The organism is Lactococcus petauri, from assembly GCF_002154895.1.
In the GTDB taxonomy this organism is placed as follows: Bacteria; Bacillota; Bacilli; order Lactobacillales; family Streptococcaceae; genus Lactococcus; species Lactococcus petauri.
Genome location: NZ_MUIZ01000002.1, coordinates 54,793 through 80,941, shown reverse-complemented (window position 1 = coordinate 80,941; position 26,149 = coordinate 54,793). Strand labels below are relative to the sequence as shown.

Annotated in this window: 27 protein-coding genes and 1 other annotated feature; of the genes, 4 read left to right on the top strand and 23 right to left on the bottom strand. The window is 38.4% G+C overall.

Translation table 11 applies throughout. The features are described 5' to 3' along the window. Positions 1–116: 116 nt before the first annotated feature. From BZZ03_RS03120 to BZZ03_RS03095, 6 genes are all read right to left on the bottom strand, one after another. Positions 117–1,583, bottom strand: a complete 1,467-nt coding sequence (locus tag BZZ03_RS03120) for a helix-turn-helix domain-containing protein (protein ID WP_086582479.1) — start codon at positions 1,581–1,583, stop codon at positions 117–119. Positions 1,584–1,741: 158 nt separating this feature from the next. After that, on the bottom strand, positions 1,742–2,953 hold the full coding sequence (locus BZZ03_RS03115) for a chloride channel protein (protein ID WP_086582478.1): 1,212 nt from the start codon (positions 2,951–2,953) through the stop codon (positions 1,742–1,744). Between the two features lie 176 nt (positions 2,954–3,129). After that, positions 3,130–3,369 (bottom strand): DUF896 domain-containing protein, encoded by a 240-nt coding sequence (locus tag BZZ03_RS03110; RefSeq protein ID WP_004257921.1) that lies wholly within the window; start codon positions 3,367–3,369, stop codon positions 3,130–3,132. 16 nt (positions 3,370–3,385) lie between these two features. Beyond that, a complete protein-coding gene (gene glyS / locus BZZ03_RS03105) occupies positions 3,386–5,419 on the bottom strand; it encodes a glycine--tRNA ligase subunit beta (protein WP_086582477.1) in 2,034 nt (677 codons plus the stop codon). Further along, positions 5,419–6,387, bottom strand: coding sequence for a glycine--tRNA ligase subunit alpha (glyQ, locus tag BZZ03_RS03100; RefSeq protein WP_019292765.1), 969 nt, complete (start codon positions 6,385–6,387; stop codon positions 5,419–5,421). The genes glyS and glyQ overlap by 1 nt, the downstream gene beginning before the upstream one ends. Positions 6,388–6,400: 13 nt before the next feature. Beyond that, the gene (locus tag BZZ03_RS03095) at positions 6,401–7,180 is read right to left on the bottom strand and encodes a formate/nitrite transporter family protein (protein ID WP_019292766.1); all 780 of its coding nucleotides are present in this window, start codon (positions 7,178–7,180) and stop codon (positions 6,401–6,403) included. Positions 7,181–7,497: 317 nt separating this feature from the next. On the opposite strand from BZZ03_RS03095, the gene BZZ03_RS03090 reads away from it, so the two are divergent. Next, entirely contained in the window at positions 7,498–8,520 is a 1,023-nt protein-coding gene (locus BZZ03_RS03090; RefSeq protein WP_086582476.1) for an alpha/beta hydrolase, read from the top strand. A gap of 34 nt (positions 8,521–8,554) precedes the next feature. Here the strand turns inward: BZZ03_RS03090 and BZZ03_RS03085 are convergent, their stop codons facing one another. Both BZZ03_RS03085 and BZZ03_RS03080 read right to left on the bottom strand, forming a co-directional pair. Beyond that, positions 8,555–9,577 (bottom strand): DUF475 domain-containing protein, encoded by a 1,023-nt coding sequence (locus tag BZZ03_RS03085; RefSeq protein WP_086582475.1) that lies wholly within the window; start codon positions 9,575–9,577, stop codon positions 8,555–8,557. A gap of 12 nt (positions 9,578–9,589) precedes the next feature. Further along, the gene (locus BZZ03_RS03080; protein ID WP_019293558.1) at positions 9,590–10,213 is read right to left on the bottom strand and encodes a YigZ family protein; all 624 of its coding nucleotides are present in this window, start codon (positions 10,211–10,213) and stop codon (positions 9,590–9,592) included. A gap of 54 nt (positions 10,214–10,267) precedes the next feature. Here BZZ03_RS03080 and BZZ03_RS03075 point away from each other — a divergent pair, with 54 nt between their 5' ends. Next, a complete protein-coding gene (locus BZZ03_RS03075; RefSeq protein ID WP_086582474.1) occupies positions 10,268–11,524 on the top strand; it encodes an ATP-dependent helicase ComFA in 1,257 nt (418 codons plus the stop codon). Further along, complete coding sequence (locus BZZ03_RS03070) at positions 11,521–12,165, top strand: ComF family protein (RefSeq protein WP_019293560.1); 645 nt, start codon at positions 11,521–11,523, stop codon at positions 12,163–12,165. The genes BZZ03_RS03075 and BZZ03_RS03070 overlap by 4 nt, the downstream gene beginning before the upstream one ends. 2 nt (positions 12,166–12,167) lie before the next feature. Here BZZ03_RS03070 and BZZ03_RS03065 read toward each other — a convergent pair whose 3' ends face one another. From BZZ03_RS03065 to BZZ03_RS02995, 15 genes are all read right to left on the bottom strand, one after another. Further along, positions 12,168–12,629: a diacylglycerol kinase family protein gene (locus BZZ03_RS03065; protein ID WP_019292772.1), complete on the bottom strand. Its 462-nt coding sequence runs from the start codon at positions 12,627–12,629 to the stop codon at positions 12,168–12,170. Then, positions 12,613–13,101, bottom strand: a complete 489-nt coding sequence (gene ybeY / locus BZZ03_RS03060; RefSeq protein ID WP_086582473.1) for an rRNA maturation RNase YbeY — start codon at positions 13,099–13,101, stop codon at positions 12,613–12,615. The genes BZZ03_RS03065 and ybeY overlap by 17 nt, the downstream gene beginning before the upstream one ends. Positions 13,102–13,110: 9 nt before the next feature. Continuing rightward, positions 13,111–13,584, bottom strand: a complete 474-nt coding sequence (locus BZZ03_RS03055; RefSeq protein WP_086582472.1) for an NUDIX hydrolase — start codon at positions 13,582–13,584, stop codon at positions 13,111–13,113. Position 13,585: 1 nt separating this feature from the next. Then, a complete protein-coding gene (locus BZZ03_RS03050) occupies positions 13,586–14,545 on the bottom strand; it encodes a PhoH family protein (RefSeq protein WP_004257953.1) in 960 nt (319 codons plus the stop codon). A 119-nt stretch (positions 14,546–14,664) separates the two neighbouring features. Beyond that, the gene (gene ald / locus BZZ03_RS03045; protein WP_086582471.1) at positions 14,665–15,771 is read right to left on the bottom strand and encodes an alanine dehydrogenase; all 1,107 of its coding nucleotides are present in this window, start codon (positions 15,769–15,771) and stop codon (positions 14,665–14,667) included. Positions 15,772–16,098: 327 nt separating this feature from the next. Beyond that, complete coding sequence (locus BZZ03_RS11965; RefSeq protein ID WP_158092863.1) at positions 16,099–16,293, bottom strand: hypothetical protein; 195 nt, start codon at positions 16,291–16,293, stop codon at positions 16,099–16,101. A 238-nt stretch (positions 16,294–16,531) separates the two neighbouring features. After that, positions 16,532–16,816: a 50S ribosomal protein L27 gene (rpmA, locus tag BZZ03_RS03035; protein WP_004257956.1), complete on the bottom strand. Its 285-nt coding sequence runs from the start codon at positions 16,814–16,816 to the stop codon at positions 16,532–16,534. After that, entirely contained in the window at positions 16,809–17,153 is a 345-nt protein-coding gene (locus BZZ03_RS03030; protein ID WP_004257958.1) for a ribosomal-processing cysteine protease Prp, read from the bottom strand. Before BZZ03_RS03030 ends, rpmA begins: the two co-directional genes overlap by 8 nt. 3 nt (positions 17,154–17,156) lie before the next feature. Then, on the bottom strand, positions 17,157–17,471 hold the full coding sequence (gene rplU, locus BZZ03_RS03025) for a 50S ribosomal protein L21 (RefSeq protein ID WP_003136338.1): 315 nt from the start codon (positions 17,469–17,471) through the stop codon (positions 17,157–17,159). 33 nt (positions 17,472–17,504) lie between these two features. Further along, positions 17,505–17,577: a sequence feature (ribosomal protein L21 leader region), on the bottom strand. Positions 17,578–17,690: 113 nt separating this feature from the next. Beyond that, on the bottom strand, positions 17,691–18,527 hold the full coding sequence (locus BZZ03_RS03020; RefSeq protein WP_086582470.1) for a PRD domain-containing protein: 837 nt from the start codon (positions 18,525–18,527) through the stop codon (positions 17,691–17,693). A gap of 20 nt (positions 18,528–18,547) precedes the next feature. After that, complete coding sequence (locus tag BZZ03_RS03015; protein ID WP_086582468.1) at positions 18,548–20,020, bottom strand: glycoside hydrolase family 1 protein; 1,473 nt, start codon at positions 20,018–20,020, stop codon at positions 18,548–18,550. Further along, a complete protein-coding gene (locus BZZ03_RS03010) occupies positions 20,020–21,867 on the bottom strand; it encodes a beta-glucoside-specific PTS transporter subunit IIABC (protein ID WP_086582466.1) in 1,848 nt (615 codons plus the stop codon). Before BZZ03_RS03010 ends, BZZ03_RS03015 begins: the two co-directional genes overlap by 1 nt. A gap of 205 nt (positions 21,868–22,072) precedes the next feature. Next, complete coding sequence (locus tag BZZ03_RS03005) at positions 22,073–22,981, bottom strand: diacylglycerol/lipid kinase family protein (protein WP_019293563.1); 909 nt, start codon at positions 22,979–22,981, stop codon at positions 22,073–22,075. Positions 22,982–23,071: 90 nt separating this feature from the next. Continuing rightward, positions 23,072–24,250, bottom strand: coding sequence for a DUF998 domain-containing protein (locus tag BZZ03_RS03000; protein WP_029345738.1), 1,179 nt, complete (start codon positions 24,248–24,250; stop codon positions 23,072–23,074). Between the two features lie 2 nt (positions 24,251–24,252). Further along, positions 24,253–24,630 carry a YwiB family protein gene (locus tag BZZ03_RS02995; RefSeq protein ID WP_019292782.1) on the bottom strand — a complete coding sequence of 126 codons (378 nt, stop codon included), beginning with the start codon at positions 24,628–24,630 and terminating at the stop codon, positions 24,253–24,255. 200 nt (positions 24,631–24,830) lie between these two features. On the opposite strand from BZZ03_RS02995, the gene BZZ03_RS02990 reads away from it, so the two are divergent. Continuing rightward, positions 24,831–26,129 (top strand): HD domain-containing protein, encoded by a 1,299-nt coding sequence (locus BZZ03_RS02990; protein WP_086582464.1) that lies wholly within the window; start codon positions 24,831–24,833, stop codon positions 26,127–26,129. Positions 26,130–26,149: the final 20 nt, after the last annotated feature.

Sequence of the window (26,149 nt, the reverse complement as noted above, 5' to 3'; positions counted from 1 at the left end):
TAGGTAACTTTGTTAACATTTATATAATACAATTGTAATATTTTTCTTAGTAAATACAAAATCATATCCTCAGCAACACAAAAAGAGGGATATGTCCCTCTTGCTCTGATGTATTCTTAGTTTAGAATTGCTTTCTTTTGAAATTTGGCTTTTTTTAAGTTTTCGATGCGTGATAAGAGCTCTTCAAAGTCATACTCACTGGAAAACTCGGAAAGGATATAGACAAACTTTCGACTGTCATTTCTTTTACTTGAGATAAGCAAGTCATAGCTCTGTCCTTCATGGTAATGTTCCAGTTTTATCTTTTCCACTGCTCTGAGACGATTTTTAAGATAATGTTCCATGGGGATTTGATAGGCTGGCGTATCAGACAAGTCATAAGCCACTGTCAGTTGTTGGGCAGATAAAAGTTCCAGCAACATCAAAGCATTGCGATAGCCAAAGAGGAGTTCAGGCAAATCCTGCGTTTTGGGAATATAACTTAAGGCGATATCTTTGAGATTATCCAGCAAATCTTGAAAACTCTTATCGACCCAGTTTTGCTCATGACTGAGCAACGCTTCTTGGCTCTTTGTAAAGAGACTGCCATGGAAAAAGGCAAATTTATTATTGACTTGTGCCAACTGATAACTAATGGCTTTTTCCTCTTCAAATCCTAAACGATGGGGACGATAGTGGTTCAGCATACGTTCTCTTAAAGAAATATTCAAGAGAACGGTCGGGATTTTTTTACTGCGGAAAATATCAAAGCGGTAATAACTTTCCTTATCTAAGATGAAAAAAGACAGGAGAAAACTGTAGAAAAAGATTGTCTCACAATTATTCTTGCTCTGTTTAGCATAAATGTATTGATAAAAAAGAGAGTCCAACAGCTGATAAAGGTGATCGTCTTGGTAGGTTTTCTTCATTTCCAAAGACTGAGTGACTTGGATATCTGTAAGTTTACGCCTTTTTTCTGTAATGGCTAACCAACGGTAAAGTTTATCTTGGCTGCTTGCCGAAAAGGTTACTTTTAAGGTTTCTTCGAGTTGCAAGATAAAATCAACTTGAAACTTCGTGACTTGAAGCAAGTCTGGGCGAAATGTAGGATGAAGCGAATCAAACAACAAGTAGTAAAAATAGCGAATCTGGCTTTCTTCGCCCACCAGCTTATTATTTTTGATTTGAAGCTCAAACTCGGCTAAAAGTTTATTCAGCTCTTTTATTTTGCGGAACAAGGTTGATTCACTGACCAGTAAGGCTTCTGCTAGTTCAAAAATCATGTAATTTTTTTGTTCTAAAAGCAAGAGAAGTAAGCGATACTTAATGCTGTCTTGAATTAAAAAGCTGATGACTTCGTCTAAGCTTTGAGATTCTGCCATGTTTAAGGCAAGTTTATTGTCCTGGCGCATCACTTCCATAGGTTTCCCCATCATCTGTCCCAGATAAGAAATGTCATCTAAGTAGCTTTCAATCGAAGGTCGAGAGAGATTTACCCCCTCACACAGTTCTTGCGCGGTTATCTTATCCCGTTTGAGGACCAACTGACGTAGAATCTTAACCTGTATTTGCTCTTTTTTTTCAAGTAAAGCTTCGATATTCACAGCTGCTCCTCTTCTTTTCTAAGCCAACATTTTTCGTAGGCGTTTTCATATTCTCTTTCTATTTTATCACTTCGCTATATTTTGTGATTAAAAATTGCTCATTCTGGACATAGGAAAATAGACAATAAAAAGAATAAGACCAAAAGCCTTATTCTTTTTTAAACCTCCAAGTTAAGTTTTCCTTGTGCATAGATCGAAGCATTCCCATTGAGAATATAGGCAATGGTCACGATTGGCAGGATATATTGTACCGTACCAAAGCCAAAGACTTCTGCAGCAATGAAGATTGAAGCAAAATATGAGTTGGTTGCTGATGAAAAGACTGAAACATAGCCAGCAGCAGCGACCAAGCCAACAGGCAAGCCCAAAAGTAAGGCTAAGGTCGCGCCCAAACTTGCACCAATCGCAAAGAGTGGTGTTACTTCTCCCCCTTGGAAACCGGCTGAGATACTTAAGACAGTGAAGAGCAATTTCAGAAGCCAATCATAGGCATTGATATGTTCTCCGTTAAAACTCATTGAAATCAGATTCGTCCCTAGGCCTGCATAACGATCAAGATGGATGAAGATGAGACCCAAGCTCAAAATCAGTCCCATAAGTAAGATACGGCGATAAGGATTAGTGAGTTTATTTGCCATATAAGTCTTCATAAAGGCTAAGCCTTGCGCAAAGATGCGCCCCACCAAGCCAAAGCAAATTGCCACAACGAGTAGCTTCAGAAGTACCAACGGATCAACATTTAAGTCGGTATTGACCGCAAAGGAAAATTTTTCTAAACCTAAAGCATGAGATGTCGCACTGGCCGCATAGGAACCAACCAAAGCTGGGAAAAGTGCGATATATTCAATCTTGCCCACCATCAGGATTTCAATAGCAAAGAAAGTTGCAGCAATCGGTGTTTGAAAGAGACCGGCAAAACCGGCTGCCATCCCCGTAATCAAAAGCACTTTTTGTGCTTCCTTGGAAGATAATTTCCCACCGACTGTATGGCCAATCGTGGCACCAATCTGGACAGCTACACCTTCCCGTCCAACACTGGCACCAAAAAGGTGCGATAGCCAAGTTGAAAAGATAATCAAGGGCACTAAACGCTTAGGAATGTCTTCTCGTCCTTTATTTCCCGCTTCAAAAATCAACCCCATTCCTTTTTGACTGTCTTTACCAAAACGTTGGTAGACATACACAATCAAAAGACCAGCTAAAGCCAAAAAAGGAAGAAAATACATGGGATGTGCGTCACGCGTCTCCGTAATATAAATCAAGCCACGCCCAAATAAAGCATCAACAGCTCCAATGATTACCCCAATCACAAGAGCTAAAACGGCATAAAGAACGGCCCATCTTGAGATTCCAATTTTTATATTTTTCATTAAAAGTAATTCCCCTTACCTGTATAATAATAGCAATAATGCAGAAATCAAAAAATCGATCCTGCCTAATAAAATGTTCAGGCAATTCCGCTGGGAATTGTCGTCTAACATGAGCTCCTTCAGGAGCAAATCTGGGAGCGTATTAAAAACAGGCCGAGCACAAAGCTCGACCACTTTTAATCACGCATACCTTTGGCGCGTTGAATGTCTTTAAGCTTTTCTGGTGTGATGTCTTTGCCATCTTCATCCACCAATTTTACTGCTTCAACTTGACCGCGGAGATTTTCACGTACGCTATCAAGATAGATACGGCGCAATTCAGCACGTTCTGCAGTTTCGGCTTCTGTTAGTCCTTCTGCTTTGTGTTTACGTGCAAGTTCATTGATACGTTCCACTTGTTCATTTGTGATTGCCATAAGACCAATATCCTCCTTATTTTGTATTGATTAAACTAAAGTCAGCCATTGTTCCGGTAAGTGCTGACAGCTCTGTAAGCAAGGCCAGACGATTGTGACGTACTTTTTCATCTTCTGCCATAACCATTACATTTTCAAAGAAATTGTTAATGGCTGGAACACCTTTGTTGACAAGAATATCATATTTTTCAGAGGCAGACAAGTTTGCCCAACCTGCTTTAAGTTCTTCTGTAGCTTCGTAAAGCACGCCTTCAGCATCGTTCTCAAAGAGCTCAGAAGAAACCGTTCCGACATGATCGGCTTTTTTCGCCAAGTTGATCACACGTGAAATATTTTCAATAGCTGGTTTAAAAGTTTCTTCGTCCTTATGACTGTTAAGCATTGGCGCAATTTCCATCATGTTAGCAATATCCATTGTATCTGCCGCAATTGTTGCTTCAACAATATCGTGACGGATTTTCTTATCCAGTAGAAGTTTTTGCACACGACCTTTGAGGAAATCAATAACTTGCTCTTTATTTTCATAATCAAGTGCGGCGATAAACTCAGAAAAGTCAAAGTGCCAGTTGAATTTCTCAATAATACGTGTCAATCCTTGCGCTGCACGACGCAAAGCGTAAGGGTCATTTGAGCCTGAAGGAATTAAGCCTGCGCTAAAGAATGAAAGAATGCTGTCGATTTTATCTGCAGCAGCCAAAACACTTCCGACAGCAGTTTCCGGCAAATCTCCTTCAGCAGATACTGGCATATAATGCTCACGAACTGCTGCTGCTACGTTGCCATTCTCTCCTGCAAGAAGAGCATATTTTTCACCCATAACGCCTTGAAGTTCATCAAATTCACCAACCATACCTGTCAAAAGGTCAAATTTGTAAATATCTGCTGCACGCGCCACATCCGTCTTTTCAGTTTCTGTCAGCTTGGCAATATCTGCCAGATGTGCTGCAATTGCTTTTGTACGAGCCATATGTTCTGTGATTGAACCGATTTTTGCATGGAAAGTTACATTTTCAAGTTTCTTCACAAGATCTGCAATTTTTAATTTTTGATCTTCTTTCCAGAAGAACTCAGCATCTTCCAAACGGGCAACCAGAACTTTTTCATTGCCTAAGATGACGTTTTTCATACCTTCAGCATTACCATTACGCACGGAGATAAAGTGTGGTGCGAGCTTACCTTCTGCAGTATAAACTTCAAAATAACGTTGGTTATCACGCATTGAAGTAACCAGAACTTCTTCCGGAACTGACAAATACTTTTCATCAAAGCTACCGACAAAAGCAGTTGGGTACTCGACGAGGTTATTGACTTCTTCAAGAAGTTCAACGTGTTTTTCGTCTGAAAGTTCAACTTTCCAGCCATGTTCAGCTGCAATTTTTTTGATTTGTTGGCTAATTTCAGCTTTACGTGCTCCAGCATCAACCATAACAAAATTATCAGTCAAAACTTTGGCATAATCTGTCGCATGTTCAAGCGTAAATACTTGGTTTGAAAGGAAGCGGTGACCACGTGTTGTATTTCCTGCAGTCACATCAAGAATGTCAAAGGGAACCACTTCGGCATCTAGTAAAGAAATCATCCATTGGATTGGGCGCACGAAGAGGAAGCTATTATTTCCCCATTTCATGTAAGTTTTGAACTGCATTTTAGAAATGACTTCATCGCCAACTTTTGTCAATATTTCTTGTGCAGCTACGCCTGCGATATGTTTGTTTGCGAAATAGTAATCGCCCTTGAGGACCAATTCGTCAGGTGTTACGCCTTGTCCACGAGAGAAACCTTGAATGGCTTTTGACCAGTTTCCTTCAGCATCTTTAGCAATTTTAGCAGATGGACCTTTGACTTCTTCGTCCATTGCTTCGGAATTTTCAGCAAGTCCTTCCACCAAAACAGCCAAACGACGTGGTGTTGAAAATTTGCGGATAGCATCAAATTCTAAACGATTTTCATTCAAAAAGTCCGAAAGACGTTCTGCCAATTGATTGATTGCAGGTGTTACCAAGTGGGCTGGCATTTCTTCCAAGCCAATTTCGAGTAAATAGTTTGCCATTATTTTGCCTCCTGTTCTTCTGCCAATTGTGCCAGAACTTTTGTATATTTCCCTTTTTCTCCCAGATATTTCTCACGTAAGTCTTCATCTTTTAAAAGTGGGAAACCAAGTTTAGCACGTTCTTCAATAAATGTTTTGGCAACTTTACGCGCCATTGTACGTACGCGGTGGAGGTAGCCAGCACGTTCAGTTACCGAAACTGCGCCACGTGCATCCAAAAGGTTAAAGGTATGAGAGCTCTTCAAGATAAAGTCATAAGCAGGGTGAACCAAACCTAAGTCCAGTAATTTAAGTGCTTCTGCTTCGTACTTGTTAAACAAGTCTAAAAGCATATCTTGATCAGACTCTTCAAAAGCAAATTTTGAGTGCTCATATTCTGGTTCTTTGAAAATATCACCATAGAGCACGCCATTTCCCCATTCGAGATCGTAGACACTGTCAACTTCTTGAATAGCTGTTGCCAAGCGTTCTAGACCATAGGTAATTTCAGAAGTTACAGAATCCACTTCAATACCACCCACTTGTTGGAAATAAGTAAACTGTGTACATTCTTGTCCATCAATCCAAACTTCCCAACCAATACCGGCACAACCCATTGATGGATTTTCCCAGTTATCTTCAACAAAACGAATATCATGCTCCAAAGCATCAATCCCTAGGGCAGCTAAACTTTCCAAGTAAAGTTCTTGGATATTTTTGGGTGAAGGTTTCATCACCACTTGAAATTGGTGGTGTTGGAAAAGGCGGTTAGGATTTTCACCATAACGTCCATCTGCAGGTCGACGTGAAGGTTGTACATAAGCTGCTGACCAAGGTTCCGGTCCATTTGAACGCAAGAAAGTATAAGGACTCATCGTTCCTGCACCAACTTCGTTATCGTAGGCTTGCATCAAGTTTGCACCTTGCTTAGACCAAAAAGCCTGCAAAGTCAGAATCATATCTTGAAATGATAATTTATTATTTGACATTTAATTCTCCTTATTATTTATTAAGTTCATTCATTTGGCGTTTATATCCAAGGAAGTAAAAACCAGCAACGAAAATCACACCACCAATGATATTTCCAGCATAGACAAGACTGAAATTGCGGATGAATTCCATCCATGTGGCGCCACCTTCAAAGATTGCAGCGGGGATGGCAAAAGCATTTGCCACACTGTGCTGGAAACCAATTGCAACAAAAGCCATTGTCGGGAACCAGATTACCATTACTTTTCCTGCTGCATCTTTGGCTCCGTAAGAAAGCCACATCGCAAGGCCTACAAACCAGTTACACCCTACTCCAGAAACCAAAGTCTGAAGCCAGGTTGCATTTATTTTCGAGTGCGCAACGGTGATTAATTCCTCACGATACACACCTGTACTTGTCAACCCAACAATGTGTGCAAAAAAGAAAGCCACAAAGAAGGCACCCAGAAGATTAAAAATAGTGATGACAATCCAGTTTTTGAGCAAATCTGAAAATTTTACTTTCTTTGCAAAGAAAGATACAGAAACAGCCGTCATATTAGATGTAATGAGCTCGCCACCGCCCATTAAAATAACAATCAAACCAATAGGAAACACTGCTGCACCGATGAAACTTGCCAAACTTCCAAAATCATCGACGACACTTGATATGACGCGGATATAAAGCAGATAACCTAAAGAGATTAACGCGCCTCCAATAAAGCCAAGTACAGCTTTTTCTAACATCGGTCGTTTGACCTTTTCTTGTCCATGGTGAATAGTTGCAGCCAATATTTCTGCTGGATTCATCATAATGTTCTACTCCTTAAAATAATATAAAAACCGCGCAATACACCTGTCCTAAGACAAAGGGTGCTATGCACGGTTCCACCTTTATTTTTTACTTCATTCGTATTGCGATGATTTTGGGCCATTTTAAATCTCGGCTTTCACTGTCCCGAGTCGCTTGCTTTACCTTAAAATTGTAGTCCTTTTTGCTGAAAATGTCAAGGCCAGACTTAAAGTTTTTAGTGTTTCCGATTGGAAGGGGCTAAAGAGAAATTCAGCTTGCTGAACCCTTCTTCAAAAATCATTTGCAACATGAAATAATTTGATATAATAAGTTCATCATGAAAAAATTATTTAAGGTTATAAGTTTATTGTTAGGCTTTCTTGTGGTATTAATTTTAGGAGTGTTGCTGGTGTTTAATCTCTCCCCACGCCCCGGGGCTTTTGTGATTAATCGTCTTTTTGCTAAAAGTGGCGGAAAGATAACAGATCAAAATACCTATGAGTCCACGAAGAAAAAAGTCCTTTTGAAAAGTGACATCAGCTATAATTCAGACAAAAAAAGAAATACCTTTGACATTTACATGCCTCAAAATGCCAAAGGCCCTATTCCTGTAATTATCTGGGTTCATGGTGGTGCTTATGTCGGAGGAAATAAAACCGATGTTAAAGAATTTGCCACTAGGATTGCGCATGATGCTCAAGTTGCTGTTATCTGTCCTAATTATGCACTTGCACCTGATGCACAATATCCCAGCCAAATTCAGCAAATAAACGAACTAGTAGAAGACTTGCTCCATCGTCAAGCTGAATACCCTTCACTTGATTTCAATAAAATTATTCTTGGAGGAGATAGCGCTGGTGCCCAGATTGCAGCCCAATATGCGGCCATCCAAACCAATAAAGTTTATGCAAATGCATTAAACTTCAAACCCCTCCTCTCTCAGCAAAATTTAAAAGGAGTCATCTCTTATTGTGGCCCTGTAAACTTGCAAGAAAAGGCACATGATAAGTCAAATAATTTATTGCTTAAAGCTTTCACTAAAACTGTGGCTTGGTCACTCTTAGGTACAACAGATTGGAAAACCAATCCACATCTAAAACAAGCAAGCGTGGTTCCATCCGTAACAGAAAACTATCCGCCCACTTATATTACGGATGGAAATACTCTTAGTTTCGCTCCAGAAGGTGAAGCGTTGGCAAAGCGTTTAAAGGAGCTAAATGTTCCTGTATCCGAGCTTTTCTTTAATGATTCCAGTAAAAAAATTGGACATGAGTATCAATTTGATTACCGTACGAAAGAAGCACAGCTCTGCTACGAGCAAACACTCCAATTCATTCAAGAAAATACCCTACAACATTAAAAAAGCTGCACAAGAGGTGCAACTTTTTTGTTTTTTAATGTGTTCGATTGTAAATAATGCTTGAGATAAAGGATAACACGATAATAATCCCGCCAAGTAAACCTGTCACTGCCTCACCAATTTCCCAATGGATACTTGCCAAAATCAGAATGGCTAAGGTAAGAATCGCCCAATGCGCACCGTGTTCTAAATAAACAAGTTCATTCAGTGTTCCTTTTTCTACCAAGTAAAGAGTCAGTGAGCGGACAAACATTGCTCCGATAACACCTAGCCCAAGTAGGATAATAATAGGGTCTGAGGTAATGGCGAAGGCCCCAATAACACCATCAAAACTAAAGGAAGCATCAATAACTTCCAGGTAAAGGAAGAGCGAGAAAGCTGCTCTTCCCACAGCGTAAGTCGTCTGACCTGCTGTTTCGGTAGGCATGTGCTCGGTCATCATATCGCCAAAGCCATTCACCAATATATAAGTTACAATCCCCAAAACACCTGAGAATAGAACAGTGTGTGCATCAGCCGCGATAAATTCAGCAGTCAATAAAAGAACAAGCATTGAAATTATCGCATTTGCTGCAGGAAAATGACCAACCTGTTGTAAGACTTTTTCGGGCAATTTTAGCCATGTATGTGCTCTTTGATCAAAGAAAAAACCAAGTGCAAGCATCAAAAGAAACATTCCACCAAATGCAGCGATTGAAGGATGCGCATGGTGTAAAATATAACCGTAGGTCCCTGGAACACTGGGATCACCTTTTTCTAAAGCTAAGCGCATGGCACTTATTGGATCCAGTTTTGCGGAGACACCAACAATCAAAAGCGGAAAGACCAAGCGCATCCCCACAACAGCAATTAAAATCCCCACCGTCAAAAATATTTTACGCCAAGCATGGCTCATACGCTCCAAAATACGTGCATTAACAATGGCATTATCCATGGAAAGTGAAATTTCCAACACTGCTAGGATAGCTGTAATCATTAAACCATCCCATCCGGCGTAGAGGTAAGCGATAATCAACGCAATAATACTAACAATAAACGAGCTTCTAAAAATTTTCATAAATCCCTTTTTCTAAATATCAACTTCCACCAGTTGCTTGTCCCCTTTTGCCGCGGAAATTTTTCCACTGAACTGTTCAACCAAATTGTCCAAAAGTTGCTCTGTCTTATCCAAGTCAACAAAGAGCTTGACCGTAACATCGGAGAGAAATTCACTCTCTGAGATGACTAAGCCTTGGGAACTTAAAAAGCGCTGTAGACCGTCATAATTCCCATAATCAAGAGTCAAGATTAATTGCTCCTGTGTGACAAATTTGACCAAACCAACTTGATCTAGAGCATGGCCAACACTCCCCGCATATGCACGGATTAAACCACCAGCACCGAGTTTAATTCCCCCAAAATATCGAGTCACAACTGCACAAACGTTGGTAATTTCTCTTTTCTTAAGAATTTCCAACATAGGTACACCAGCTGTACCAGAAGGTTCGCCATCATCACTTGAACGCTGGATCTCCTGACGGTCGCCTAAAGTAAAGGCGGAACAATTATGATTCGCCTTATGATGCTCTTTTTTTATTTCAGAAATAAAAGCTCGTGCTTCTTCCTCAGTATAAACGCGCTTCAAATGGCAAATGAAGCGCGATTTTTTGATTTCTTCTTCTGCAATGAAATCCTCTTTTATGGTAATTGTCATAAATAAATTTTATCAAAAATAGTGAAAACATGCGACTTTTTTCGTCTTAAAGGTATGAATGAATTATATGGTAGACTCCTTTTACAAAAAGAGTTGTCGAAAATCCCAGACAAAGCAACACTTTTTGATAGTATGCACGATATTTCAAAAACAGTGATTATGTGCAATCGCTGCGGTAAAAAAAGTAAGAAAAAAGAGGTCTTACTCCCCGTTGGTGCTTATTATTGTCCCTATTGTATTCAGATGGGACGTGTTCGCTCGGATGAAAAACTTTATCACCTTCCTCAGGAGGATTTTTTAGCAGCTTCTTTTCTAAACTGGCAGGGAAAACTCACAGCCCCTCAGCAATATATATCTGATACTCTAGTCAAATTACATCAGCAACAAAAAACGGTGCTGGTGCAGGCTGTCACGGGTGCAGGAAAAACTGAAATGATTTATCAGATGATTGATAACACCCTTAAAAAAGGAAAAGCTGTAGGTTTAACTAGTCCTCGTATTGATGTCTGTCTAGAACTCTACTATCGCTTAAAGCGAGATTTTTCTTGTCCCATCTCGCTTTTACACGGAAAAAGTGAGAAATACAGCCGCTCGCCACTCGTAATTGCGACGACACATCAGCTTATGCGTTTTCGTCATGCCTTTGACTTAGTCATTCTTGATGAGGTTGATGCTTTTCCATTTCCAGATAATGACATGCTCTCTTTTGCACTGACTCAAGCTCGTAAACCTTCTTCAAGCTTGATTTATCTTACTGCAACAACCACCAATAATTTGGAAAAACAAGTCAAGTTGGGGCAAATCGAAAAGTTACAACTTCCCCGACGTTTTCATGGTTTTCCATTGGTACTCCCGCAATTTTTTTGGCAGAGCAAGTTTTACAAAATGGTCAAAAAACAACGCGAATCTGGTTTCCCATTACTTATCTTTGTCCCTGAAATAAGACTGGGAGAAAAACTGAGCCAAGACTTACAGAGTAGTTTTCCTCATGAAGAAATTGCCTTTGTTGCTTCAACGAGTCTTGAACGCTTAGAGGCTGTGGAACGTTTTCGTCAGGGCAATATTTCTATCCTTGTCTCAACGACTATTTTAGAACGTGGTGTAACTTTTCCTAAGGTTGACGTTTTTGTATTTCAAAGTCATCACCATAATTTCACAAGATCAAGCCTCATCCAAATTGCCGGACGAGTAGGACGAAGTACTGAAAGACCTGATGGCAAAGTGTTTTTCTTTCATTTAGGAAAAACAACAGCGATGTTGGAAGCTTATAAAAATATCAGAAATATGAATAAGGCAGGAGGTTTCCAATGATTTGTTTGCTTTGCCATACTGAATACACTATTGAAGCCACTTTCCATCAACTTTTTCTCTTAAAAGACTCTTCTCCCGGGCTTTGTACAACCTGTCACAATAAGTTTCAACTAATTACTCCACCTTATTGTAGCCGCTGTTATAAGCCAGACATAAAGGACGTCTGCTCTGACTGCAAGATTTGGGAAAAGGAGGGCATTATTGTAAATCATCAAGCTGTCTTTACCTATAATACAGCCATGGAAGAATTCTTTAGTCGTTACAAATTTTTGGGAGATTATCGCCTACATCATGTTTTTCACAAATATTTTCAAATAGAAAAAGGATATACGATTGTTCCAATCCCCGTGAGTAAGCAACGCTTTCAAGAGAGAGGTTTCAATCAGGTCGCTGCGCTCCTGCAGCAACTTCCTTTCAGTTCTCTTCTGGAAAAAGAAGAAGGTCCTGCACAAAATACACGTACCAGAAATGAACGTCTTAAAAACAAAAATACCTTTACTTTAAAAGCAAAGGTAAAAGTGCCAGATAAAATTTTACTGGTGGATGACGTTTATACTACCGGTCGAACGCTCCAACATGCTATAGCTGTCTTAAAACAAGGAGGGGCTCAGGAAATCAAAACCTTTTCCTTATGCCGTTGAGTTTAAAAGAAAAGATGCCAAATTTTAGGTAAGAAGATAAACGCAGCAACAATCACGGCAAAACCAGAAATGACTAAAACAGCTCCTGCAGCCATATCTTTGGCTCTTTTGGCGCGCAAATGAAACTGGTAATCAGCAGCCAAATCAACCACATTCTCAATAGCCGAATTGAAGAGCTCTGCCATAAAGACTAAAAAGATGGCAAGAAAAAGGAAAAGCCACTCAAATTCTTGAATTTGCAAAACAACACCTAGGATCAAAGCCAACACACCAGAAAGCGTATGCTTGCGCATATTTCTTTCTTCTTTAAAAGCTGTCCAGATACCCGTAATTGCGAACTCCATGCTGGAAATAACATTCGTATTTTTCCAACGTTTACGCTGGGTATTCTCTGGGACTTCACCGTCCGCAAAGTCTTCCTTATTGAAAATTTTTACATCTTTTTCGTTATCTTTTAAGTCCATAAGCAGTCAAAATCTCCTCCTGAAGTCCGAACATTTCTGCTTCTTCTTCTGGAGAATAATGATCGTAACCATTAATATGTAAGAAGCCATGAACAGCTAACCAGCCATATTCACGTTCAAGGGAATGCCCATAATCTGCTGCTTGCTCGGCAGCTTTATCGATTGAGATAAAGAGCTCACCAATAAAAGGATCAAGCTCATCCATCAACTCTTCTGGAATATCCATATCTTCATCAAAGAAAAACTCATCTTCATCAGGCTTATATTCAAGCGAAATAACATCCGTCGGTGCATCTTTCTCTCTATATTCCAGATTAATTTCTTGTGAGCGCGCATTATCAACGAAAGTAACAGACATTTCTTTTGAGTCGGCAAGCTTTATATAATCTGCAGCAAAGCTTAATAACTTTTCAGTTTGCTCAATAATTTCTTTTGAAACTTTTCCTGTTTCATCAACTAATTCTATATACATTCTTTTTCCTTATATATTTTCGATGTTCTCTCTCATTTTTTTCGCAAAATCTAAGAGCGGTGTTCTTGTTGAAGGCATAATATTTGCTGGCAATTGGTCAAATGCAAACCATTGTGCATCCAGAACTTCGCTTTCTTCAAAAACCATTTGACCTGAAAAATCATTGCTGACATAAACAGTATCTACAATATGAACTTCATCACCATTTGGATAGCAAAAATGCTGTTCCTCTCCAGAACATACGGTAAATAGCTCCATGTTTCCTACAGTCAAACCTATCTCTTCAAAAAGCTCTCTGCTCGCAGCTTCTTCTGCTGTTTCTCCAGGTTCGATTGAACCCCCATGATAAGACCAACACCCTGTATCCTTACGTTTCTGAAGCAAGATTCCATCTTCATTATAGATAATTATGCTAGCACATGCAACAACAAGTGGGCGCGGGCCCAATATTTTACGTAAGTCGAGAACATAACCTTCAGACATCTCACTCTCCTTTTTTCTCGTAAGCATTAATAATTTGAGCTACAACAGGATGACGAACGACGTCCTTAGCTGTAAAGTAGACAAAATCAATACTATTTAAACCAGAAAGTTTTTCTTTTGCGTCAATCAAACCAGATTTAGCCTTAGCCGGCAAATCAATCTGTGAAATATCACCATTGACAATCATTTTTGAGTTGAAGCCCAAACGTGTCAGGAACATTTTCATTTGCATCGTTGTTGTGTTTTGCGCTTCATCCAAGATAACAAAGGCATCATCTAAAGTACGTCCACGCATGTAAGCTAAAGGTGCAATTTCAATGATCCCACGCTCCATCATACGTTCCGTTGCATTTTTTCCTAAAATCTGGAAGAGTGCATCATAAACAGGGCGCAGATAAGGATCTACTTTTTCTTGCAAATCTCCCGGTAAGAACCCCAGATTTTCACCAGCCTCTACAGCCGGACGTGTCAAAATAATGCGTTTCACCTGACCATTACGCAATGCTTGGACTGCCATAACGACAGCCAAAAAGGTTTTCCCGGTCCCCGCAGGACCAATGCCGAAGACGACATCATGCTGCTTCACACTGTCTACATAGAGCTTCTGCCCCACATTTTTTAACCGAATTGGTGTACCAACAGCATCTTTAGTGAGCTCGATTTCATAAAGTGTAATGAAATTTTCGATATTATCTTCAAGCACCATTTTAACTGCAATCATCGCATCAGAGCTATGGACAGGTAAACCACGAGAAATCAAAACTAAAAGAGCCTGTAAAACTTTACGTGCTTGCTCAGGCGCTACTTCATTATCAGCAAAAATCTGTACGCGCTCCCCGCGATAGTTTATATCAACAGCAAGTTGAGATTCAATCAACTGTGCATTTTTATCCTGTGAACCAAAAAGTAAAACTGCATCTTCTGGATTTTCCAACTTAAATTCTACGGAATGTCTAGCCAAACAAATACCTTCCTGTTCTTTTATTTATAATCTTTGTCTCATTATACCATATTTCAAGGTTTATACGCTTCCATACCTTTCATGCAAGCAAAAAGATCATTGGGAAGCCCCAATAATCTTTACTTAATTTTTGTATAAGGAAGCCCAATCGAATCAGCCAACGCAGGCGACACTATTTTTCCTTTATAGACACTCATACCAGAGCGAAGCGATTCACTAAGATTAAGTGCTTTTTCTAAACCATTGTCGGCAATCTGCTTCAAGTATTCTATATTACCTTTAGACATTACCAGAGTTGAAGTACGGGGTGTCGCCCCTGGCATATTTGGCACTGCATAATGAATGACATTGTGTCTTGTAAATACCGGTTCTGCATGATTCGTTGCGTGATCAATAGTTTCAACCGTCCCTCCTTGATCAATAGCGATATCAACAATCACAGCACCTGGTTTCATTGATTTGACCATATACTCTTTCACAAGCTTTGGTGGTTTAGCCCCAGGAATCAGAATTGTTGAAATAAAAACGTCTGCTTTTTTTATGTGCTCTTCAAGTGCTTCGGTTGTTGACTTGACGACCTGCAGCTTTTTACCCGCATAACGCGTTTCCAGCTCTTGAATACGTGTATCACTCAGCTCTAAAATAAGGACGGAACAACCAATACTCAAAGCAATATCTGCTGCATTTTCAGCTGCAGTACCACCACCAAATATAACGATATGTCCTGCCTCGATACCACTTTCGGGAATGCCTGGAAGTAGAATTCCTTGTCCCCCGTGTTGTTTTTCCAGATAATATTGTCCAATATTAACGGCACGTCGTCCCGCAATTGCACTCAAGGGTTTGAGTAATGGAAAAGTTCCCTCCGTAGCGATATTTTCAGCCGAAAAAGCAGTCACCTTCATTTTTATCATTTTTTCAACACAAGCTTTATTTGCAGGTAAATGTAAAAATCCCCAGATGATTTGTCCCTCTTTAAGGTATTGATATTCTTCCTCTAAGGGCTCTTTTACGCGAACCATCATTTCTGCTTCCCATGCTTCTTCACGTTCCACTATCTTGGCCCCCGCTGCGATATACTGCTCATTTGGAAAACCAGCACCAAAACCTGCATTATTTTCAACATATAGCGTATGCCCGGCCTCTACCAAAAATTTTACATTTTCCGGCGTCATTCCGACACGTGCTTCCCCTTGTTTCAAGTCTTTTACTACACCAATTTTCATTCTTTCCTCCTTCAATGCAACTCAAAATTATAGAGTAAATATACCATAAATAAAGTGCTTAAATTATAGAAAGGGAAAATAACACTATCTTTTTAGAATAATAAGATATTTATGTTTTCTATTCTACAAGATATATTTTTAGTGAAAAGTAAGATGTATTCACGTCTTATATAGTGTAAAGAAAAACAAGACATTATTCATTGTAGAGTTTCCTATGTTGCAGCACTTGATATTTTTGAGCCTAATCTTCGAGCGATCGATTATATTAAGGTTTTGACAAAAACAGAGCTAAAAAACGCAGAAAAATACATGCCCTTATTTTCTGCTTCACATTTCTTTAAAAGACCAATCAAAAAATATTCTCTCGGAATTAAAAAAATACTGGCTTTCATTTATACTGTAAGCCTTGAAGCAGACCTTATCATTGTCTATGAGCTGATGAATGGGCTTGACAATGCGATGCGTGCCAAAGCGTGCCAAAGCTTTCCAAATCTTAAAAGAGCTTTCCAAAACAAAAATCATTCTGCTTACCTCCCATATCTTAGAAGAGGTGGAAAAATATTGCGACCAAGTCTATTTTCTTTCAAAATATGGTTTTGATGATGTCCTAAATTTTAGGGAAGCACAAAAATTAATCCAGGAAACTCAAGTATTTATGTAAAGAAAAGACATGAATCTGTCCCTCCAGAGTGGGCTTTCCTCATTGTCTTTTCTTTTATATTTATAAAAAAAGCCTCTCCGAAGAGAGACTCGTTTACCATTATTTAGCTACTGCTGGGTAAACTGAAACGTGTTTTTTACCACGTTTCATTTCAAATTTAACGTGTCCTTCGATTTTAGCGAAGAGAGTGTCATCGCCACCACGACCAACGTTAGCACCTGGATGGATATGTGTACCACGTTGACGGAAAAGGATTGAACCGCCGCTTACAAGTTCACCGTCAGATGCTTTAGCACCAAGACGTTTAGCTTGTGAGTCACGACCATTGGAAGTAGAACCCCCACCTTTTTTGTGGGCGAAGAGTTGCAGATTAAGTTCAAGCATTATATTGCCCTCCATTTTCAATTTTAAGTGTAATGTATTGGCTGTAATTATTTGATACTTCTCGCATAGCATTTTCAAACGCTTGGAGAAGTGTTTGAGCCAATTCGCCTTGTCTTTCAGGAGTACTCAAAGGTATTTCAACATAAAGATAACCATCTTCCATATTGGCAATAGGTTTAATCTTTGCCATTTCATAGAGATTATTTGCTGTTGTAATTGACAACACACTCACAGCTGCACAGACCACATCGTGACCATATTCACCTGATTCAGCATGTCCAGAGATTTCATAGGAAACTATTTTATCTCGCTTTGTCCTGATAACCGCTTCAATCATGCCTTAAGCGTTGATTGATTTGATAACAACCTTAGTGTAAGGTTGACGGTGACCTTGTTTACGGTGTGAGTGTTTTTTAGGTTTATATTGGAAAGTAACAACTTTCTTTTGTTTACCATGTTTTTCAACTTCACCGACAACTGTTGCACCTGAAACGAGTGGAGCACCAACTTTAGTAGTAGCACCGCCGACAAGAACAACTTCATCAAAAGTTACAGTTTGACCAGCTTCAACGTTAAGTTTTTCAACGTAGATAACTTGTCCTTCTTCAACTTTGACTTGTTTACCACCAGTTTTGATGATTGCGTAGTTTGACATTGTGATTCCTCCTTGTTAGATTTTGTGCCGTAAAACGACTGTAAGACTCGCCTTGGACCGTGAGCTAATGCTACTTAAACGGTACCTCGTGCGGTTGTACTTTATGGGAGACCACAAAGACAACTATATAAGTATAACAGAAAATATTCTTCAATTCAAGTGGTACGTAAGCTTTTTTTGGTACTAATTGCTCTATTCCTTTCTACGAAGAAATACAATTTATACTTTTTTTAAACGTGTAAGATGGATAATAAGAAAATTTTGTTCTTCAGCAGTAAGCTCCTTACCGTATTTATTTTTCATGAAGCGATTCACTTTGTTTACCGTTTGTACTTCATCTGGGTAGTTTAATAACATTTCTGAAAATAGTACACCTTCATCGCTGTCTAACATCTCTTCTTCAAAATATCTTTCTACAAAAAACTTTACATGAATTACAAGTCTCGTATAATTAATACTATTTTCATTTAATCTTTCTCCGCGTCCATATTGAATTATTTTTAGAATTTCTCCTACTGCTTTAGCAATTTTCATAGAATCATGTTGTTCATTCTTACCTACTTGTGCATTAACAACATGAAAAGCTATATTTGCTGCTTCTTGCTCTGCAAGCTCAACTTGCATCCTCTTTTGAATAAGCTTAATAGCCTTCAAACCAATCTCAAACTCTTTAGGGTAAAAGCTTTTTATTTCCCAAAAAATGCGGTTATTCACGTGCAAGGCGTTTTTCTGCCTTTCAATTGCAAACGAAAGATGATCTGCAAGCATGAAATAAAGTGAGTCATTTATTGAAGTATTCAAATGAAGTTTTGCATCATTTACTATTTCTTTTGTTATATCAAGGAGTTCGTAAGGAATTTCCGAGATCACTTCGACAAATTGTTTATCACGCTCACTTTGGATAGGAATAAATGTTTGCATCTCATCAATATTATTAATAATATCGCCTCGTTTTTTACCAAACCCTACTCCTTTTCCCAGTAAAATGAGCTCTACATTTCTCTCATCTTCAACAAGTACGACGCTTGAATTTAATACTTTTTTTATAACAACCATTTTATTCCCATTCCAAATTTTTAATCTATATCCAAAGAATTATTAGCTATTACTTTTTTATACCAGTAAAAGCTATCCTTACGGTAACGGTCATAACTTCCATTTCCTTTATCATCAATGTCCACATAAATAAAGCCATATCTCTTGGAAATCTGTTTTGTTGATTCAGAAATAAGATCAATACACGCCCAAGAGGTATATCCCATCAATTCCACACCATCTTCAATAATCGCATCTAACATTGCTTCAAAATGTGATTTAAAATACTCAATCCGGTAGTCATCGTGGACTTGACCATCAATAAGTGTATCCTGAGCGCCTAAGCCATTTTCAACAATAAATAATGGTTTCCGATAACGATCATACAAATCAACCATCGAAATACGTAAGCCTAAGGGATCAACTTGCCAGCCCCACTGGGTTGACTCTAAATACGGATTTTTAATACCCAAAATAGTATTTCCTGCTGTTATATCAAGTCCTTCTGTCTCTTTTGCTGCACAGCTTGACATATAGTATGAAAAAGATACAAAGTCTACAGGATATTTTTTCATTATCTCATCGTCATTCTCACATTTAACAATATTGATATCATTATTCCTAAAATAAGCGAGCAATTGTGCAGGATATTCGCCAAAGACCTGAGTATCACTATAGGCATAGATTTCTCTCATTTTTTGTTGAGCAGCGAGAATATCTTCTGGTTTGCATGTATAAGGATAATAGGAGAGTTTTGTAATCATACATCCTACCTTAGACTCAGGAATTATTTCATGGCAAATTTTAGTCGCCAAGGCACTTGCAACAAACTGATGATGCATGGCTTGAAAAATAACTTCTTCAAAATTTTTCCCTTCAAAACGATCACGCACAAGCCCACCTGTAGTATATGGATGACGAATCATTGAATCTACCTCGTTAAAAGTCAACCAGTACTTAACTTTATCTTTATAACGTGTACAAATCGTCTCTACATACTTGGTAAACATACCTACAACTTCACGAGAATACCATCCTTCATAGTTTAAAACTAGATTTAATGGTGGTTCATAATGTGACATTGTTACCAAAGGCTCAATCCCATATTTTAGGAGTTCATTAAACACATCATCATAAAATTGAAGCCCCTCTTCATTTGGAGTTGCATCGTCTCCATTAGGGAAAATCCGTGACCAAGCAATACTCATCCGAAATGTCTTAAATCCCATCTCAGCCATAAGTGCAATATCTTCCTTATAGCGATGATAAAAATCACTACCGTGCCTTTTAGGATAGTTTACCATATCATCAGGATTGTCTAAAGCTATTTCAATATCTTTGGTTGAAATTTCGTTATGCTTATCATAATTCGTAACATCCAAATCAAAATGAGCACGTGCTGTATCAGATACAGACCAGCCTTTTCCCCCTAAATTCCAGCCCCCTTCAAATTGGTTGGCTGCAGTTGCACCGCCCCACAAAAAGTCTTTAGGAAATTCTTTTTTTACTTTCATTATTTTGCCTCCACTTTATATAAACGCTCTCCGCTACTCACTGGTCCAAAATTTGTCTCACGCACGTTAAATTCTGACGAGTTTGTAACTACCACAAGTACATTAGGAGAAAAACCTGCTTTTTCAATTTTTTCAATATCAAAACGCAACAATAAATCTCCTTCTCTGATACTGTCTCCTTCTTTAACGAAACTTTCAAACCCTACGCCAGCCATTTGAACAGTATCAATACCAACATGGACTAAGATTTCTATGCCCTCTTTTGTTTTCAATCCTACGGCATGTTTGGTATCAAAAACCATAGTTACCGTTCCAGAAACAGGTGCTTTAAGTTCCTCCGATAAGGGTTTTATAGCTACGCCATCACCAATCACTTTCTCCGCAAACATCACATCATTGACTTCACTTAAATCAACAACTTCTCCTTTTATGGGAGAGAGCAATTCGGAAAAGTTTCTTTCGTCTCTCGTTACTTTTAAACGGGTTTCTTCTTTAATTTTCTCCTCTGTGGTTTCTTCTTTCCAAAAAAGGAAAACTAAAATGAAGGACAGAAGCAAGGAAAGCACAAAGCCAATAATAGCAAACCACAAGTTACTCCCATTGTCCACATCCGTGAACATGGTCAAACTCGCTAAACCTGGACCTACAAGTACAAAAGCTTTGAGTGTAACAAGTCCAAGAAACGCTCCCGTAATTGTGCCACTAATCATCACACTTCGTAGTACTTTTTTATTTTGCAAAGTGACCCCGTATAAAGCCGGTTCTGTGATTCCCATTAAAGCAGATATGCCCGCAGACAGTGCTGTTGCTTTTAAATCTTTATTCTTCGTTTTGAGAGCAACACCAAAGCATGCCCCAGATTCAGAAATATTGTGAGCAAGTGAAGCTGGCAGATATAGCGTTTCATGTCCTGTTTCACCTAATATTGCAACAGAGTAAGGAATCAAAGCTTTATGCATTCCAGTAGCAATCATAAATGGTAAAACACCTGCGAGAAGAGCCACAGCCAAAAAACCAATCTTTGCATAAATGAATAAGATGACCGTTGCTAATATCTGACCCACATAAAAACCAAACGGGCCTAATAAGAGTAATGCAACAGGAAGTGTAATTGCTAAGGACATCATCGGAACAAAGAATATTCGAATTGACTTTGGTGTAATCTTATTAAAAAGCTTTTCAATGTATCCAATAAAAATCGTAACGAGCAGTGCCGGAAAAACTTGGGCGTTATAAGCAATAACAGGGACACTTAGTCCCAGAATATGGACACCATCTGTGATGAGCTGTGTCGTTGCTGGGAGCAATAATACGCCAACCATTGCTACAGCTACCATTCTATTTGACTTCAACACGGTTGCTGTTGTATAAGCAATCATTATCGGCAAGAAATAAAAGGTAGCATCACTTATTGAAGCAAAAAGCTGATAGAAGGTAGAAGTGTTTGATATCAAATTTAGTGCATATAAAATTAAAAGTAATGACTTCAAAATCCCAGCTCCTGCAATTGCTGGAATTAATGGTTGGAAAATAGAAATGATGAAATTCATCAGTCTTTTTCCTTTCTTTTCTTTAACAACTACCGTACTTTCAGAAAAATTTTCTGGACCCGTTAATTTCAATATTTCATCGTAAACTTCTATAACTTCACTCCCGATGACAACTTGGCACTGTACGTTATTAATAACCTTTAAAACGCCATCAATAGTTTCTAGTCTTGAAATGTCTGCTTTTTGAGGATCAATCAAGGTGAATCTTAACCTTGTCGAACAGTGTCCTAAATGAGCAATATTCTCACTTCCGCCAATAGCTCGAATAATTTCTTGAGCCGTATTTTTATAATCCATTTTATTCTCCATTTTAATCATAATAATGTAGTGTTTCATATATTGGCCAAATATAAAGAAAAAAGGCAGAATCCAAGATACATCAAAAAAATTGATGTATCTTGAGATCCTGCCTGCATTATCAGTTACATGTCTCGAAGACACTTTTATTATATACAATTTGAGTTTGCTTGTCAACAAAAATGAAAGCGCATCAAAAAAGCATTTATTTAGGAACCACCGTAGTCAAACCTTTGCGGTATACCGTTATGTCTAGTGGAAGTGGCGAGCTTTTATCTCCGTCAATTCTTGAATAAGGAATATCTTGTTTTTTATTAGATTGGGCACTTATTTCTAAGTGATCTGTGTCAAAATAAGTAATTTCCATAAAATCTTCGAGTTGGCCCTTGCGTAGCTTATTAAGATGGAATAAAATTTTGAGTAAATTAATCTCCTTCAACGAATACACTCGGATAAGACCATCGTCTACCTTAGCATCAAGAGATAAAGCCTGTCTTCCGCCAATCGTATCGGTCATCGTAATTAATAATAATTTCGTTTTTAAGGCTTTTGTTTTGCCATTATATTTGAGCTCGATACGGTAGCTTTTATTATGGCGAATAACTTTGTAGGCATCCTTCAAGTAAGCAAAGGGTCCAAATTTTTTCTTTTCTGAGCTGCTCACATTTTGAGCGATATCTGCCAATATTCCCAAGGTTAAGCTGGAAATCATATAATCATCGTTAACTTTAGCAATATCAAATTTTTGCAACTTCCCCTCATTGAGATTTTGCAAGGCAGCTTCTATATCCTGAGGAATATGGAGTGATTTTGACAAGTTATTGACTGTACCATTGGGAACGATACCTAAGATAGATTTGCTTCCTCCCTCAAATACGCCTCCACATACTTTATTAATCGTTCCATCTCCACCAAGTGCCACTACAAGATCTGTGTTTTCTTGACTTGCTTTTTTTGCTAAACGTACTGCATCTTCTGGGCTATCTGGATTGATATATTCCACATGAGAGGCTTTATTTTCTTCTTTTCCAAAAAAATTTTTAATTGTATTTAATACTTCGTTTTCGTCATTTTTTCCTGATTTTTCATTATAAAATACTTTTACTTCTTTCATTTTGACCTCCCTATCGTCTTTATTTTACCATAGCTTTTACTTAAGGTAAAAAAAAGCTGCTCTGCTTTTGGTATATGAAAAAACCACAGCTTATTTTTCTGTGATTTTTTCTACGTCTTTTACGATATCAACTTGATAAACGACACGTGGATTAAACAATATCCTCACTAATGTATTAATCAAGAGCATAATCCATGCAAAAGATAAGCTAAAGGAAAGAATTTCAAAGGCAGTTAAGTTCAGATAATAGAGCGGATGCCATAAGAAGTAACCAAACACTATCAAACCTGCTAAACCATAAGAAATTCGGTACATGTTTTTATCTAAGTCTGGTAAAAACCAGCGAATTCCTAAGATTGATAAACTCATAAACAAAACAATGAGCTGAGCCGCCACATCGTGCATAATGTGCGCCAAACCATCACCATTATTAGGAATCAGGCCAACCAAAGCGATAGAGATGGCACATAAAGTTAATAAGATTTGCAATATCATAAATCGTATACGATGCCCTAATTTTTCACGAATCGAGACGAATATATAATCAAATAAAGCAATCATTAAGGCAGCCGAAACAACCAAAGTCATATTAAACTGCAAGCTTGTGTTGGATTCACTCGTTCCTAGCAGGCTGAAGTTCTTTTGCCACCAATATTGGTTATTGTTGGCGGCCATACTTGCGACAAGTCCACCAACAGAAACCATAATAAGCATATTAATCATCATTTGGATGGAGAATGTGTCTACAGCAAAAATTAACAGGTAATTTAAAATTCCAGAAAAAATAGCAAAAATCAACATTGAAGTAAAAACATCAAAACTCAAGCCATAAAAAAGCTGGTTCAAGAACCAAAATAAGGCAACTAATCCTAAAGTGACGATAATAAAAACAGAAAGAATAACAGAGGGAAAAGTTCGCCAGTACACGCGCGGTAACATGGTATGATAAAGCTCTTTCCGCTTTTTAATAAAAGCAATGATGAAAGATGTTAAAGCGATTGTATTAGCAATAACTAAAACGCCAGTTGAGATCGAGGCTGTCCCCGATAATTTAATCTGACTCAGCCCCATCACCTGACTGGCAACAAAAAAGAGGAGTGTGCTAAGCGCTGTGGGGATTAGAAAGACCCGCGCTGCCTCTTCTCTCTTGTTGGGGGTTTTAGCACGTATGGTGAAGCTGTTTTTATTATTTTCAACGACTTCAATTTCTTTTTCACCTGACAACTCCAACTGGTCGTACAGTTCCTCAGGGAGTAATATTTTTTTCATCTTTAACTCAATTTCCAATCAATTCTCATTCGATACTCCCCGATCGGGATATCATTTTGAGCTAAGCGGTATTTCAATTTCACATGTTTTAACTCTTCATTCATATGAAAACCATCTGTCAAAATCTCCAAACGTCCCAAACCTTCATAAAGAGTATGCGTTGGAAGTTCTTTGTGAAAACGCATGACAACCGGTTTATCAGCATAACGTGTCATACTCAACTCTTTGTCATCAAACTTTATCAAGACTTTTTCTTCTTCAGCATTCTTATAATATAATGCAATTTTATTCCCTAACTTTTTAACATCACCTTCAAAAGTTTCACGAATAAATTCTTCTTGTCCATCAATAACAATACGGTTCCGAATAGTAATTTCCATAACTGTTATTTTACTATAACTTGCCTTATTAGTAAAATGGCAATTTATGTTAATTTCGGTTATAATTATATTACAGTAATGCAAGAGTTTTCATTAAGTTAGAGTCTCTCTTGAAGACTCTTTGTCGAAAAACTTATCTTGAAACCACAACTTGTTCAATTACGTCAAGATAATTGCATATAAAATGCAAAGGAGGTTGTATGGCACAGCTCGAAAAAGTTTTTCGTGACCCCGTCCATGATTATATTCATGTCGAAAACGAAACAATTTATGATTTAATTAACACTGCAGAATTCCAGCGTTTACGTCGTATAAAACAACTTGGAACTTCTTCATACACTTTTCACGGAGCCGAGCATAGTCGCTTCTCTCATTGTATGGGAGTTTATCATATCGCTAAAACAATCACTGAATGGTTCACTAAGCGTTATCCTGAAGCTTGGAATCCAGAAGAAAATTTAGTTACACAATGTGCAGCTTTATTACATGATGTCGGTCACGGTGCTTATTCTCATACGTTTGAAGGCCTATTTGGCACAGATCACGAAGCCATGACACGTGAGATTATTACCTCACCAGCTACTGAAATCAATGCGGTTTTACGCAAAGTAAGTCCTGACTTTCCTGAGCAGGTCGCTTCAGTCATTTCCCATGACTATCCTAACCCACAAGTGGTGCAACTTATTTCCAGTCAAATTGATGCAGATCGTATGGATTACCTCTTAAGGGATGCTTACTATACCGGGGCAGTCTATGGACAGTTTGATTTGACTCGGATTCTGCGTGTAATTGCGCCTCATGAAGATGGAATTGTCTTCAGAATTTCTGGTATGCATGCCGTTGAAGATTACATTGTGAGCCGTTACCAAATGTACATGCAGGTTTACTTCCATCCGGCAAGTCGCTCCATGGAAGTCATTCTCCAAAACTTGCTGAAGCGGGCTAAATATTTATACCAATTTGATCACGATTACTTTGCGCAAACAAGTCCTTGTTTAGTTCCTTTCTTTGAGAATAAACAAACTTTGCATGATTATCTCGCCTTGGATGATGGTGTAATGAACACCTATTTTCAAACATGGATGGCTAACGAAGATGATATTTTGTCTAAGCTTGCTCAGATGTATATCAACCGCCATCTTTTAAAATCCTTAGAGTATAATCAAGGACAAGAAAAACAGCTGGATCTTTTTAACTCAGATGCTTCGCTTTTGGACAAACTGCGTGATCAAGTGGAAAAAGCTGGCTTTGACCCACAATACTTCACGGGAACAAACAGTAATTTCGATCTTCCTTATGACTTTTATCGTCCCAATTCGAATAAACCACGAACACAGATTGAAATTTTACAAAAAGATGGTAGCCTCATTGAGCTTTCCGAGGTCTCTCCTATTGTGGCAAGTTTAGCGGGCACCATTCACGGGAACAGCCGCTTTTACTTTCCAAAAGTAATGTTGGAGAATCCTGAATTCATTACCTTTATGCAAACCAACCTTTAATTAGAAAAGAGAAAAATAAA